This is a genomic window from Rugosimonospora acidiphila (genome assembly GCF_039543385.1).
Taxonomy (GTDB): domain Bacteria; phylum Actinomycetota; class Actinomycetes; order Mycobacteriales; family Micromonosporaceae; genus Rugosimonospora; species Rugosimonospora acidiphila.
On the sequence record NZ_BAABJQ010000005.1, the window covers coordinates 285,955 to 298,727 of the forward strand.

The 12,773-nt window shown below is 69.8% G+C and carries 13 protein-coding genes, 1 tRNA gene and 1 other RNA gene; 4 read left to right on the forward strand and 11 right to left on the reverse strand.

What is annotated here, in order from left to right; genetic code table 11:
- Positions 1-26: 26 nt before the first annotated feature.
- Positions 27-764: a class I SAM-dependent DNA methyltransferase gene (locus ABEA87_RS11300; RefSeq protein ID WP_345628650.1), complete on the reverse strand. Its 738-nt coding sequence runs from the start codon at positions 762-764 to the stop codon at positions 27-29.
- Positions 765-1,231: 467 nt separating this feature from the next.
- Between ABEA87_RS11300 and ABEA87_RS11305 the strand changes: the two genes are divergently transcribed.
- Complete coding sequence (locus ABEA87_RS11305) at positions 1,232-1,600, forward strand: hypothetical protein (protein ID WP_345628652.1); 369 nt, start codon at positions 1,232-1,234, stop codon at positions 1,598-1,600.
- A gap of 301 nt (positions 1,601-1,901) precedes the next feature.
- Here the strand turns inward: ABEA87_RS11305 and ABEA87_RS11310 are convergent.
- Together ABEA87_RS11310 and ABEA87_RS11315 are read right to left on the reverse strand one after the other, a co-directional pair.
- Positions 1,902-1,974 (reverse strand) — tRNA-Ala (locus ABEA87_RS11310).
- A gap of 73 nt (positions 1,975-2,047) precedes the next feature.
- Positions 2,048-2,635, reverse strand: coding sequence for a YqgE/AlgH family protein (locus tag ABEA87_RS11315; protein ID WP_425570836.1), 588 nt, complete (start codon positions 2,633-2,635; stop codon positions 2,048-2,050).
- A 209-nt stretch (positions 2,636-2,844) separates the two neighbouring features.
- Between ABEA87_RS11315 and ABEA87_RS11320 the strand changes: the two genes are divergently transcribed.
- Positions 2,845-3,615: an S-methyl-5'-thioadenosine phosphorylase gene (locus ABEA87_RS11320; protein ID WP_345628656.1), complete on the forward strand. Its 771-nt coding sequence runs from the start codon at positions 2,845-2,847 to the stop codon at positions 3,613-3,615.
- A 4-nt stretch (positions 3,616-3,619) separates the two neighbouring features.
- Here the strand turns inward: ABEA87_RS11320 and ABEA87_RS11325 are convergent, their stop codons facing one another.
- From ABEA87_RS11325 to ABEA87_RS11340, 4 genes are all read right to left on the reverse strand, one after another.
- A complete protein-coding gene (locus ABEA87_RS11325; protein WP_345628658.1) occupies positions 3,620-4,660 on the reverse strand; it encodes a sensor histidine kinase in 1,041 nt (346 codons plus the stop codon).
- A complete protein-coding gene (locus ABEA87_RS11330) occupies positions 4,660-5,358 on the reverse strand; it encodes a response regulator transcription factor (RefSeq protein WP_345628660.1) in 699 nt (232 codons plus the stop codon). The genes ABEA87_RS11325 and ABEA87_RS11330 overlap by 1 nt, the downstream gene beginning before the upstream one ends.
- Before the next feature lie 56 nt (positions 5,359-5,414).
- Positions 5,415-5,864, reverse strand: a complete 450-nt coding sequence (locus tag ABEA87_RS11335; protein ID WP_345628662.1) for a hypothetical protein — start codon at positions 5,862-5,864, stop codon at positions 5,415-5,417.
- A 140-nt stretch (positions 5,865-6,004) separates the two neighbouring features.
- Complete coding sequence (locus tag ABEA87_RS11340; RefSeq protein WP_345628664.1) at positions 6,005-7,345, reverse strand: serine/threonine-protein kinase; 1,341 nt, start codon at positions 7,343-7,345, stop codon at positions 6,005-6,007.
- A 37-nt stretch (positions 7,346-7,382) separates the two neighbouring features.
- Between ABEA87_RS11340 and ABEA87_RS11345 the strand changes: the two genes are divergently transcribed.
- On the forward strand, positions 7,383-8,291 hold the full coding sequence (locus tag ABEA87_RS11345; RefSeq protein ID WP_345628666.1) for a serine/threonine-protein kinase: 909 nt from the start codon (positions 7,383-7,385) through the stop codon (positions 8,289-8,291).
- A 102-nt stretch (positions 8,292-8,393) separates the two neighbouring features.
- Here the strand turns inward: ABEA87_RS11345 and ssrA are convergent.
- The 3 genes from ssrA to smpB form a co-directional block, all read right to left on the reverse strand.
- Positions 8,394-8,771, reverse strand: a transfer-messenger RNA (tmRNA) gene (gene ssrA / locus ABEA87_RS11350).
- A 127-nt stretch (positions 8,772-8,898) separates the two neighbouring features.
- Positions 8,899-9,759 (reverse strand): cellulose binding domain-containing protein, encoded by an 861-nt coding sequence (locus ABEA87_RS11355; RefSeq protein ID WP_345628668.1) that lies wholly within the window; start codon positions 9,757-9,759, stop codon positions 8,899-8,901.
- A gap of 50 nt (positions 9,760-9,809) precedes the next feature.
- Positions 9,810-10,286, reverse strand: coding sequence for an SsrA-binding protein SmpB (smpB, locus tag ABEA87_RS11360; RefSeq protein WP_345628670.1), 477 nt, complete (start codon positions 10,284-10,286; stop codon positions 9,810-9,812).
- A gap of 296 nt (positions 10,287-10,582) precedes the next feature.
- On the opposite strand from smpB, the gene ABEA87_RS11365 reads away from it, so the two are divergent.
- Positions 10,583-11,596 carry a hypothetical protein gene (locus tag ABEA87_RS11365; RefSeq protein WP_345628672.1) on the forward strand — a complete coding sequence of 338 codons (1,014 nt, stop codon included), beginning with the start codon at positions 10,583-10,585 and terminating at the stop codon, positions 11,594-11,596.
- A gap of 286 nt (positions 11,597-11,882) precedes the next feature.
- On the opposite strand, the gene ftsX is transcribed toward ABEA87_RS11365, so the two are convergent.
- Positions 11,883-12,761 (reverse strand): permease-like cell division protein FtsX, encoded by an 879-nt coding sequence (gene ftsX / locus ABEA87_RS11370; RefSeq protein ID WP_345628673.1) that lies wholly within the window; start codon positions 12,759-12,761, stop codon positions 11,883-11,885.
- Positions 12,762-12,773: the final 12 nt, after the last annotated feature.

Consider the following 12,773-nt stretch of genomic DNA (forward strand, 5'->3'; position numbering starts at 1 on the left):
AGCGCGGGCCGCCGGCCTCGGCGCGCTCAGCCGATCGGCTTCTCCCAGACCGAGACGTGCTGCCGGCTCTCGCTCGTGAACGGCCGACGGTTCCACCCGTCCCAGCGCTCGTGCAGCCGCAGCCCGGCGAGCTGCGCCATCAGGTCCAGCTCGGCCGGCCACACATACCGGAACGGAATGGAGCGGTAGCTGCCGCGCCCGCCCGACACCTCGACGTAGTTCGAGCTCATCGACTGCGTGGCCACGTCGTAGGTGTCGAATCCCCACCGCGTCGCGCTGGTGTGGAACGGCACGACGTCCTGTCCGGGCGGGAGGAGCCGCAACTCCGGCACCATCACCTCGATGAGAAATCGACCCCCGGGCTCAAGGTGCGCCGCCACGTTGCGAAAGCAGTCGACCTGAGCCTGCTGGCTGGTCAGGTTCATGATGGTGTTGAAGACCAGGTACGCGAGCGAGAACTGGCCATCCACCGTCGCCGTCGCGAAATCGCCGATGGTCACCCCGATGGCGTCGCCGCCGGGCTTAGCGCCCAGCCTCGCCACCATCGCCCGGGACATGTCGATTCCGTGGACCGGGATTCCACGCCGCGACAGCGGCAGCGCTATGCGCCCCGTCCCGATGCCCAGTTCCAGGGCCCGGCCGTGACCGGCAAGCTCCGCCAGGACATCGACCACCTCGTTCACGACATCCGGCTCGAACATTTCCGCGGACGACTCGTCATAGGTCGCCGCAACCGACTTCCCGAAGTACCCGTCTTGATCCACAGCGGCAACGTACCGCACCCGATCGCCCCGGTGCTCGCCGGTTTCCCCTGGTTCCTCCCCCATCCGACGAACCGATCGCCGACGCATCGCGGCACCACGCGAGCCGACCGGGATCTACGCCGGGCTTGTTGCGCAAGTCGAGAAGTGTTACTAATCCATACGCTCACCCCGACAGCGGCACCAGGCATCGGGAATCCACCGAACGGATCCACCGGGTTGGAGCGGACCGTGACGCGACTGCGGGCAGCCGGCCTCGCCCTGGCGACAACGGCACTATTCGTCGGGGCGCTCTCCGGCTGCGCCATTGATTCGCCCCCGGCTGCGGGCAGACCCGCGGTCGCCTCCCTGCCATCGGGCCTGGCGAATTCGAGTTCACCACCGTCACCCAGCCCCGAGCCGACCAACACAGATCTCCGGCCGCTACCGGGGGTGCTGGACGATGAAGTCCTCGACTGGCTCTCGACCCGGTGGGATCTCCACCCCCAGAGAAACGGCCGGACACCAGGCGCGACACGTCCAGCGGAACCATCCTCAGCGTCTTCCTGCTGTCCGACCTCAACCAGCAACTTCTTGTCCTGAACTGCACCGCGACGCAGACCCCTCTGGGCAAGCAGTTCATGTCTAGTTGCGTCTCGGAGGCGATTCCTGGACCGGATCGATTCGCCGCGATGTCCTGGTTGGACACCGAACTCGCCAGCAAGCCGACGCCCTTTGACGCGTACTACAAGGACCAGGTTGGCCACTCCGTGGGGGGCTACGGCCTGTCCCTCGACTGGTATAAGGGCTCCGACTCCTTGACCGACTACGGCGTCATCGTCATCTCCATGCCCGAGTAGCACCGGGTCAGCGTCGGGCGCGGCGACGCTCAACAGTCGACCGTCGTCCCCCCGATTGACGGCCGCTTGTGCTCCTCGCCACATCCGCGCAGCCGCCCGCCGCGCGACGGACGCGGCGACCCGTGAAGATGATCTACGGCGCACCGGCAGCCGCCGTCGGCGACGAGGACCGGGCCATCGCCTCCCGCTCGGTGCGCCCTGATCAACGGACCCGAAGCAAGATCGGCGCCCGATCCGGCGAAGACCCGGTACAGCAAAAACGCCCCGGTCGTCGCGACCGGAGCGCTTGCCTTGCGAAGGGTGGAGCCGAGGGGATTCGAACCCCTGACCCCCACACTGCCAGTGTGGTGCGCTACCAGCTGCGCCACGGCCCCTTTGTGCCCTAACGCGCCGGGCACTCGCGCAATAGTACACAGGGCTCGGCACCCGGTCACGCGGGCGCCCCCCTCAGTTCATCGCGGGATCCGGCGGGAAGATCGCCACCGCCGCGGTCAGCCCGCCCTGCCGGCGCAGGACCATCGGCCACAGGTCGTCGGGGCGGCTGACGAACGCGTCCCCGGGCAGCGCGTCGAACACCAGCCAGGAGCCCGATTCGATCTCGCTCTCGAGCTGGCCCGACGCCCAGCCCGCGTACCCGGCGAAGACCCGCACCGTGAGGACGCTTTCCTGAAGCTTGTCCGGATCACCCGACAGGTCGACCGTGCCCACCGCACCCGACACCTGGTTGAACCCCGGTACCCGCCGGACGCCCATCCGGGTGCGTGCCAGGCAGATCGCCGCCTCGGGCTGCAGCGGCCCGCCCTCGAAGACCACCGCCGGCTCGCCCGCGAGTCGGCCCCAGCCCTCCAGCACCTCCGACACCGGCACCTCGGTGGCCCGGTTGAGCACCACGCCAAGCGCGCCACCCTCCTCATGCGCCACCAGGAGCACCACTGTGCGTTCGAAGTTCGGGTCCTTCAGCGGCGGAGTCGCCACGAGCAGTCGCCCGGTCAGCGACTCCATTTCGCGTCCCCCGATCGTCGGTTCAGGTTGCATTCTCCGCCGCCTACCCGTCCGCGCCCATGCCAGACTTCTCACGCCGGGGGTCGATCAGCACCACCGCGACGCCAAGGGCCGACGGCCAGCACGACGATCGTGGGATCGACCCGCCGCGCGCCGGCTCGGAAGAGCCGGGGGACCTCCCCGTGCACAACGCCATCACCGCACCATAGCGTGCCAATCGCGGGCCAGTTAGTGTCTGGGTCGTGACCGAACGCGCCGACCTCGCCGTCATCGGCGGCTCAGGCCTGTACGCGTTGCTCGACGACGCCGAGGAGCACGAGGTCGACACGCCGTACGGCTCGCCCTCCGATGCCGTAGCGCTCGCCCGCGTGGCCGGGCGCCGGGTCGCCTTCCTGCCCAGGCACGGCAAGGACCATCGGTTCCCGCCGCACCGAATTCCATACCGCGCCAACGTGTGGGCGCTGCGCGAGTTGGGCGTCACGCAGATTCTCGCCCCGTGCGCCGTCGGCGGCCTGCGCCCCGAACTCGGGCCGGGCACCTTCGTCGTGCCCGATCAGCTGATCGACCGCACGAGCGGCCGGGCGCAGACCTTCTTCGACGACCGGGCGGTACACACCAACTTCGCCGACCCGTACTGCCCGGACGGCCGGCGGACGGTGATCGACAGCGCGGGAGACCTGGACATCCTCGACAACGGCACGATGGTCGTCATCGAGGGCCCGCGCTTCTCCACGCGCGCCGAATCCCGGTGGTTGCGGTCGATCGGCGGCACGGTCATCAACATGACCGGGCAGCCCGAGGCGATCCTCGCCCGGGAGTTGGGCCTGTGCTACACCGCGATCGCGCTGGTGACCGACCTCGACGCGGGCGTCGAGGGCGAGCGCGGGGTCACGCAGGAGGAGGTGCTCGCCGTGTTCACCGAGAACATCGGGCGGATGCGCGCCCTGCTGGTGCGCGCCCTCGCCGCCCTACCGCGGGAGCGAAACTGCGGCTGCCGCGCCAGCGCCGGCTGAGCCGTCAGGCGCCGGGCAGCCGGACCAGGAACCGGCAGCCGCCGGCCACATTGCTGACCGCCACCGCACCGCGGTGCGCCTCGACCAGACCGCGCACGATGGCCAGGCCGAGTCCGCCACCGGCACCGTCGTGGGCGACGTCCCGAGTGGCGTTGGACCTCGGGGTACGGGCGGCCTCGCCGCGGAACGCGACGTCGAACACGCGCGGCAGGTCCCCGTCGGGGATGCCGCCACAGGCGTCGGTGACCGCGAACCAGCCGCCGTCGCCGTCCTGCCCCCCGGTGACCGTGACGGTGCCGTCGGCCGGTGTGTACCGGATGGCATTGCGCAGCAGGTTGGCCACTATCCGGGATAGCTCCGGCTCGCTGGCCCGCACCACCGGCCAGCCGTCGCCCGGCGCTACCAGCCGGATCCCCCGCGCCGCCGCCAGCGGGACGGCGGAGGCCACCGCGTCGGAGACCACGTCGCCCAGCGACACCATCGCCAGCGACAGCCGCAGTACCCCGGCGTTGATGCGGGACAGTTCGAACAGGTCGTCCACGAGCCGGGCCATCTGATCGGTCTCCACCCGGATGCGGCGGTGGTATTCGCGTACCGTCTCCGGGTCGATCACCACCCCGTCCTCCAGCGCCTCGGCCATCGCCCGCATCCCGGCCAGCGGAGTACGCAGATCGTGCGACACCCACGCGATCAGGTCGCGGCGGTTCGCCTCGGCCTGCCGTTCCCTCGCCCGCGCCTCGTCCGCCCACATCGCGTCGGCGGCCAGCCGCCGGCCGAGCCACCAGCCCGTGATCAGGCTGACCGCGCCGGCCAGGGAAATGACGATCATCAGCACCCGCAGGTCGTGGTGCGAGATGAACATCGCCTGGGCCACGCCGATGACGCCGGCCAGCACCGCCAGCACCGCGACGGCCAGCAGCACGCAGATGTGCACCACTATCGACCGGCGCCGCAGCAGCCGCAGCACCAATGCGCCGGGCAGCGCGACCACCAGCGCGCCGACCAGCGCCGCCGCCAACATCACCAGCATTTCGCGGACGTGCATCAGGCCCGTCCGCCGATGCGCTCATAGCGGTACCCGACGCCCCACACCGTGAGGATCCGCTCCGGCTCGGCCGGGTCGCGCTCGATCTTCTCCCGCAGGCGTCGCACGTGAACGGTGACCGTCGACTGGTCGCCGAACGTCCACCCCCACACCGCGTCGAGCAGCTCGCTGCGCTTGAACGCCCGGCCCGGGTGCCGCATCAGGAACACCAGCAGATCGAACTCGCGCACCGTCAGCGCCAGCTCCGCGCCGGCCAGGGTGGCCACCCGGCGGTCCGCGTCCACCCGCAGGCCGCCGTCGACCAACGTCTCCTGGTCCGGTACCGGTCGGGCCAGCGAGCGGCGCAGCACCGACTGCACGCGCAGCACCAGTTCGCGCGGAGAGAACGGCTTGGTGACGTAGTCGTCCGCGCCCAGTTGCAGCCCCAGTACCCGATCCGACTCCTCGCCGAGAGCGGTGAGCATCACAATCGGCACCTCGTCGGCCCGACTGCGCAGCCGCCGGCACACCTCCAGCCCGTCGATGCCGGGCAGCATCAGGTCCAGCACCACCAGGTCCGGCTGCCGGCGACCGAACTCGGTCAGCGCGGCCGGCCCGTCCCCGGCCAGCGTCACGTCATACCCGGCCCGTTCCAGGTAGCGGCGCACGACATCGCTGACCGTGGGGTCGTCATCGACGACGAGAATGGCCTGACCCATGTCGGCAACTGTAGGCACGCGAGCCGGGAAATCGACGAGCCGTCAGCGGTCCGTAATCAGGTCTCGCCGCCAATGTCCGTCTGGTACGCCTCGTAGACCAGGTCGGCGCCGCGCTGGCGGTGCCGGGACAGCTCCCGCAGGACATCCCCCGCCCGGATGCGCAGATCGTCCGGATCGGTCCCCGGCACCCGCTGCCGTACGGCGTCGATCGCCCGCGTCAGCGGCGCGTGCTCGCGGGTCAGCACGTACACCCCGCGGGCCAGCCGCGGCGCCGGATCGAGCAGCTGCGCGTACAGGCCGTCGGTGCCCTCGGTGGTCGACACGTGGTCGGCGAACGCCGAACCCAGCTCGGTCAGGCCGTCGGCCACCAGGTGCCGCCAGTCCCGCTCGGCGACGGGCCTGGACAACGCGTGTTCGAGGCGCTCGATGCCGGCCAGCAGCCGGACACGTTGCTGATCCGCGAGGTCGAACGGACTGGTCGTGGCTGCGGAGTATGACGAACCCACGGCGCGCCTCCCGCCGGTCCTAGCTGCGATGGATTCTCGGGCCCCCACCCTTGACCAGAATGGTGCGAGCGGTGCGCGCCGCTGTCCAGAGCTGCGGGGAGATTAGGCACCAGGTCGGCACGTCACCGGCCCCATCGGCCTCAGGCGTCACCCTCGTCGCAGGGGATGTCATTGAGCGAGAATTGCCGGGGCTGCTCGTTCTTTCCCTTGTACGTGCCGACGAAGCCGATACCGACCGATTTACCCGGGTGCACCGAGCCGTTGATTAATATGTCGCGCACAGTCACCCGGCTGCCGTTCTGCTTCCACACCCCGCCCCATCCGACACCGAGCTTCTGATCGCCGGGGAAATCGAAGGCGAGAGTCCAGCTGGAAATGTCGGCGGTACCGCTATTGGTCAGGGTCAGCCGGGCCTGGAATCCGATGCCGTAGTCCTTGACCTGATAGTCGATCCGGCACCCGAGCGTCTGCGCCGCGGACGACGGGCTGGGCTTCGCCCGCGTGGTCGCCGGCGCGGCCGGGGCCGACCGGACCGGGGTCGACGCCGCCGCCTGGGTGCCGTGGTCCCGCCGGTTGACCAGCGAGGCGCCGGCCAGGCAGGCCAGCACGACCAGCACCAGCGCGGAGGCCACCACCGGCCAGCGCCGGGGGCGGCCCCGCCGCAGCGGCTCCGGAGGGGGCGGCGGCATGATCCGGGTGCCGTGGGCGACCCGAGTAGGCGGCGCCGCCCCGTATCGCGGCACGGCCCGCAGCGCGTGCGGCGGTGCCGGCGCCCGCCCGGTCGTCGAGCGGGCCTCCAGCGGGATCGCGGCGAGCCGGTCGGCCACCGAGGAGCTGGTCGGCCGGCGCCGGGGATCCCGCTCCGAGCACTCGTCGATCAGCGTGCGCAGTTGCGCCGGCACCGTGGCGGCCGGATCCAGTGCCCGGTACAGCAGCTGACCCAGCGCGTACACGTCGCTGGCCGGCGCCGCGGGCGCACCGGCGCGCTGCTCGGGCGCGAGATAGCCGGGCGTACCCAGTACCGTCGGTCCCCCGCGCTCCCCCACCACCGCCGAGATCCCGAAGTCGACCACCTTGACCCCGGACGGGCTGAGCATCACGTTTGCCGGCTTGACGTCCTGGTGCACCAGTCCGCGGGCGTGCGCGGTGGCCAGTGCGCCGGCGACCTCCGCCCCGATCGTCACGACCGTCTCCCAGGGCAGCGGGCCGTCGGCGAGCCGATCGGCCAGGGATGGCCCGTTGACCAGCTCCATGACAACAAACGGTGTGCCGTCCTCCGCCTCACCGTAGTCGTACACATTGGTGATGTGCGGGTCGGAGAGCCGCGCCGCGGCCTGCGCCTCGCGGCGGATCCGGGACCGGAACTCCGCGTCGGTGGCGAACTCGGCCGCCAACACCTTCACCGCCACCTGCCGCCCGAGCACGTTGTCGTGCCCGCGCCAGACAACCGACATGCCGCCCGAGCCGAGCGGCTCAAGCAACCGGTACCTTCCAGCGAGCGTGTCCACAATGACGCCAGTGTGCAACGCCCGCGCCAACCACGCACTCATCGCCACGTGTAATCGCGAACTTGGCGGGCAATTCGACCAGATGATGACCCTGGTGGGGGGACGGTACCGGCTGATCGAACAGATCGGCACGGGAGGCGCGTCCGCGGTGTGGCGGGCCACCGACGAGCTTCTCGACCGTCCGGTCGCGGTCAAGCTGCTCGGCCCCAACCGGCAGGGATCCGAGGTGTACCGGGAGGCCCGGGCCGCCGCCAGGCTGTGCAACCCACACGTGAGCACGGTGTACGACGTCGGCCAGACTGCCACCGGTACGGCGTTTCTGGTCATGGAACTCATCGACGGTCCGGCCCTGTCACAGCGGCTCAAGCTGGGCGTACTGCCCTGGCGGGCGGCGGTCGAGGTGTGCGCCCAGGTGGCCGACGGGCTGGCCGCGGTACACGCCTCCGGCCTGGTGCACCGCGACGTCAAACCGGGCAACGTGATGCTGGCGCCGACCGGCGCGAAGCTGGTCGACTTCGGCATCTCGGAGGAGATCGGCGAGACGGCGGACGAGGCCCCGGACGGATGTGTCGTGGGTACTCCCGCCTACGTGGCACCGGAGCGGCTGTCCGGGCTGCCGGCTCACCCGGCGGCGGACGTGTACTCGCTGGGCCTGCTGTTGTACCGGGCGCTGACCGGCTGGCTGCCCTGGAACGTGGACTCCCGCACCGCGGTCCTGCGCGCCCACCTGATGGCGGAGCCGGCGCCGCTGCCCCCGATCGACGGGCTGCCGGAGGCCGCCGTTGACCTGTGCGAACGCTGCCTGGCGAAGAAGCCGGAGCTGCGCCCGACGGCAAAGGAGTTGGCCGACGGCTGGACGGCCTCGATGCCGGCCCCGATGGCCACCCTGGTCCCCCCGATGTCCTCGGGTACCTGGTAGCCGGGCCAACGGCTGGCGGAACTCGCTAGTTAGCGCGGACCTCGCTAGTTAGCAAGCGGCGGCGCCACCCTTCCGGGTGGCGCCGCCGCTGTCTGGCTCTCCAGGTGGAGGTGCCGGGAATCGAACCCGGGTCCTCCGTTGCGTCGCCAGGGCTTCTCCGAGCGCAGCTCGCTGTGCCTCTACTCGGCCCCTCCGATCACGCGAGCGAGTCGGTGTGACGGGCCCAGTCGCTGATTAATCTCACCGCACAGACCCCGCGACCGGGTCTGATTGGCCAGCCTTCTAACTGATGCCGGTGAACTAGGCCGAAGGCCCTCCTAGACCGACAGCGACGTCACTCGCCTCAGGCGGCGAGGGCGTACGCAGCGCGACTGTTAGTCTTGGCGCTTATTGGTTTCCGACGACGATTTTCGAGACGACGTCGGCTTCCTCGGCTCGCTTCCCCTGCCTCTACAAACGCAGTCGAAACCTGTCACCCCCTGGTCTGAGTCCGCGCCCTTCGGTGCGAACACCTAAGCCTAACGCCTGCGGCCCGAAGATTCATTCCGGATTCACCCCCGCCGCGCCGGGCCAACCTGAAACCGGATAACCGGCTACAAACAGGGCATCAGCACGCCGCACCGTTGATCGTGCAGCTCGACGGCGTGAGCGAGCCGATCACCCGGAACTGGAAGCTCACCGAGCCACCCGCCGCCAGCGTCGCGTTGGAGGAGGTGTTGGTGAACGTCACCCGGTTGCTCGTGCCGGTCGCGTGCACATCGGTGTCCTGGGACGTGATCTGGCCGCGCCCCGCGAACACGACGACCAGACTCCATCCCTTGACCGCGGCCGTGCCCTGGTTCGTGATCGTGTACTTGCCCGAGTAGGTCTGCCAGCCGCCGCCGGTCCTGCGGAACTGGGCGGTCAGGTGTGCGGTCGGGGCCGGAGGCGATGGAGGCGGCGGCGAGGTCGTGGCCGGGCGCTGCGGCGTGTGGAGGGGCGGTGGGGCCGGCGCGTTGACGGTGGTCGGCGTGCGCGTCGGGCTCGGCTTCCGGATCGGCGTGGGGCTCGCGCCGGTACGGGGCGAGCCGGTCGCCGACGCCGAGACCACCGGGCTCGCCGTCGGCGACGAGCCCTCGGGCACGACAGCGTCATTGAGCATGCCGTCGGTGGGCGCGGACAGGCTGGGCGGACTGACCTGCAGGGTCGTGATCTGCGGGTCGGTGCCCCGATTCACGGCCCAGACCAGCCCGCTGAGCACGATGGTCGCGACGATCGCGGCCATCACCGCGATCCGGACGGGCGCGTTGGAGCGCTGGCGCCGCTGCTCCGGCACCGCCGCCAGCACGACGGTCTGTCCTGGCTCCCGTGCCGGCGACTCGACGATGTACGCGGGTACCGGCGTCAGGAGTTGCGTCTGGTCCGCCTCCGGCTCGGCAGGCCAGCCCATGTGCGGCACACCCATATTCGGCGCGTTGTGCTTACCCACGGGTCGGTTCCCTCCCTGGCGCCAATTCGCCAGCGGGAAGGGTATCCGATCTACTGCATACCCTTGCTGCGCCGTCCCATTGCCCGGCTGATCTCCCGGTCGGCGTCCCGCTTGGCCAGGTCCTGCCGCTTGTCGTAAGACTTCTTACCGCGGGCCAGGCCCAACTCGACTTTGGCCCAGCCGTCAGAAAAGTAGAGGGACAACGGCACCAGGGTCAACCCGCTCTCCTGGAGCTTGCCCATCAGCCGGACAATCTCGAGCCGCTTGAGCAGCAGCTTGCGGGTGCGTCGCGGCTCGTGGTTGGTCCAGGAACCCTGCGTGTACTCCGGGATGTGCATCCCGTAAAGGAATATCTCGCCGTCCTTCTCCTGGGCGAACGCGTCCACCAAAGAGGCCCGCCCGGCACGCAGCGACTTGACCTCGGTGCCGGTCAGGGACAGACCCGCCTCGTAGGTGTCAAGGATGGCGTAGTCGTGGCGAGCCCTCCGGTTGGAAGCCACCACCTTGCGGCCCTTCTCTCTCGGCACGCGACTCACCTCCCTTGTTCCGTCAGCCTGGCGCGACCTCCCAGTCGGGTCGCGACCTCACATACCGGTGCGACCGCACATATCGGCGCGACCGGCAATGCTACCGGATCTGATCGTCTAGCCGTCCAACAAGTTATCGGGGCAGCGTATGCCCGTCTGGCCCCGATCGGTCGCGGAATGGCCGCTCGCGGCCTGGTACGTGCCTCGGTGCCCGTCACCTACCCGGCTCGGCCGGGGAACGGTAACGTACGCCGCGCCGGGCGGTGCTAGCGCGCGGTAAGGGCGAGGGAGGCCAGATGACGACGTATGAGGCGGCGTTCCAGATATCCAATGGCGTACAGATCGGCCTGCGGGTACCGGTCGCTCTGGTGGGAATAGCGGGGATCGTTCTCGCCCTGAAATTCATGCGCCAGCACAGCGGTAAGGCCGCGATGCTGGCCGCGGTCGGCATGGCGCTGTTCGCGCTGGACCAGATCCTCAACATCGTCTGGGCGGCGTCGGCGTCACACCTGGGTCTGGCGGTCTACATCACTGTCAGCAGCATCTTCTCCTTGCTGGACATCGTGTTCGTGATCGCTGGCCTGCTGGCGCTCATCGCCGCGTTCTCCGCCGCCCGCGGTGGGAATTCAGCGACCGCACAGGCCGGCTACGGCGGGTACCCCAACCCGGCGTACCAGTCGCCGAACCAGGCGCAGTCGCCCTACTCGCAGGCGGGATGGGCTCAGCCCGGCGTCCCGACGGCGGCCGCGCAGCAGCCGGTGCCCCCGCCTCCGGTGTTCCCGCAGCAGCCCACCCCGGCGAACGCGCCCGTCTTCTCGCAGCCCAACTTCGCGCAGTCGCCAAGCTTCCCGGGGTCGCCGAGCGACCAGCCGCCGGCCGCCCCGCAGCCCCCGACGTTCACCCAGCCCCCGACGTTCACCCAGCCGCCGGCGTCCGCCGCGCCACCGGTGTTCGCCCAGCCGCCGGGATTCCCGCAGCCGCCGGCCTACCCGCAGCCGCCGGCCTACCCACCGGCACCCGGCCATGCCGCACCGCCCAGCTACCCCGCCCCGCCCACTTACCCCGCACCGCCCACCTACCCCGCACCGCCGTCATATCCCGCGCCGCCGTCCCTTTCTCAACCGTCGGCCTTTCCGCAGCCGCCGACCGCGGCGCCGCAGCCGGGCGCGACACAATCCATCAGCGCGCCGCCGTCGGTGAGCGCCCCGCCGGTGTCGCCCGCGCAGCCCGCGTACCCTCCGTACCCCTCGCAGCCCGCGTACCCGCCACAGGCTCCGCCGCAGCCGCCTTACTCCGCGCCGCCCCAGTAACTCGCCGTGGCTGAGCCGTTGCGGTAGGCCGCCGCGGGAGACCGTTGCGGGGAGCTACCAGGCCGCCCCTCCCGGGGTGATCCAGCAGGACTCGGCCTACCGCCGGCGGCGGCCAGTGTGTGCGGCCCAGGCCGCGGAAGAACATCACGCACGCGGCCCCACCAGGCCGGCCGCAGCCGGTGACTCGGAGCTGGTGCCCCGCAGGAACCGGTGCACCGGCACATGCGGAAGGGCCCCGGACCATCACGGTCCGGGGCCCTTCCCGTGCTTTCCGGGCGGTTCGGAGTTACTTCTTGATGTAGAACCGCAGGGTGACCCAGCCTGTCACGCCGCTGATGATCGCACCGATCACGAGCAGGACCGGAATCATCAGGTAGATCCGCGACCAGGGCGCCGGAGTCAACAGGGACGCCAGCGATTTGAGCGACCCGTCGATGAGGAACACCTTGCCCGCCACCATCGCGCCGGAGGCGATGATCGCGCCGATGATGCCAGCGAACATCGCTTCCAGGACGAACGGCGATTGTATGAACCAGTTGGACGCACCCACCAGCTTCATCACCGCGACTTCTCGTCTGCGGCTGTAGGCGGCGACCTGGATCGTATTGCCGACCAGCAGGAGGGCGGCGAGTCCCTGAACCAAGGCGACGACCAACGCCAGGTTCTGTGCCGCGCCGAGCACCCCGAAGACCTTGGATAGCAATGTCTTCTGGTCGACTATCTCGTCGATCCCGGCCTTGCCGGTGTACTCGGACGCCACCTCGGCGTACTGGTTCGGGTTCTTCAGCTGGATGCGGTATGACTCGGGCAGCGCGTCCTGCTTGGTAGCGCTGATCAGGTCGGGCGCGTCCTTGAACTGCTGCTTGAACTTGGTCCAGGCCTGCGCCTTCGTCTCGTGAATGACCGGCTGCTTGATGAGCGGGTCGGCGGCGAGCGCGGACTGCAGGTCGTTGCGCTGCTGCTGCGAGATGTCGTCCCGAAGGAAGATCGACACCTGGACCTTGTCAAAGTAGTAGGTCTTCATGCTGTCGATCTGTTGGTACAGAATCAGACTGGCGCCGAGCATGGTGAGCGACACTGCCATAGTGATGATCATGGCTACGGTCATCGTGACGTTGCGCCACAGGCCGACCATGACCTCCGACAAGATGTACTTCGCGCGCATCGGAGTTCTTAT

What these genes read in the sequence shown, in the direction of transcription:
- ABEA87_RS11330 (WP_345628660.1), bottom strand. Translation starts at nt 5,358, where the DNA reads ATGGGTCAGGCCATTCTCGTCGTCGATGACGACCCCACGGTCAGCGAT.
- ABEA87_RS11315 (WP_425570836.1), bottom strand. Translation starts at nt 2,635, where the DNA reads ATGCAACCTGAACCGACGATCGGGGGACGCGAAATGGAGTCGCTGACC.
- ABEA87_RS11325 (WP_345628658.1), bottom strand. Translation starts at nt 4,660, where the DNA reads ATGCACGTCCGCGAAATGCTGGTGATGTTGGCGGCGGCGCTGGTCGGC.
- ABEA87_RS11365 (WP_345628672.1), top strand. Translation starts at nt 10,583, where the DNA reads ATGACGACGTATGAGGCGGCGTTCCAGATATCCAATGGCGTACAGATC.
- ftsX (WP_345628673.1), bottom strand. Translation starts at nt 12,761, where the DNA reads ATGCGCGCGAAGTACATCTTGTCGGAGGTCATGGTCGGCCTGTGGCGC.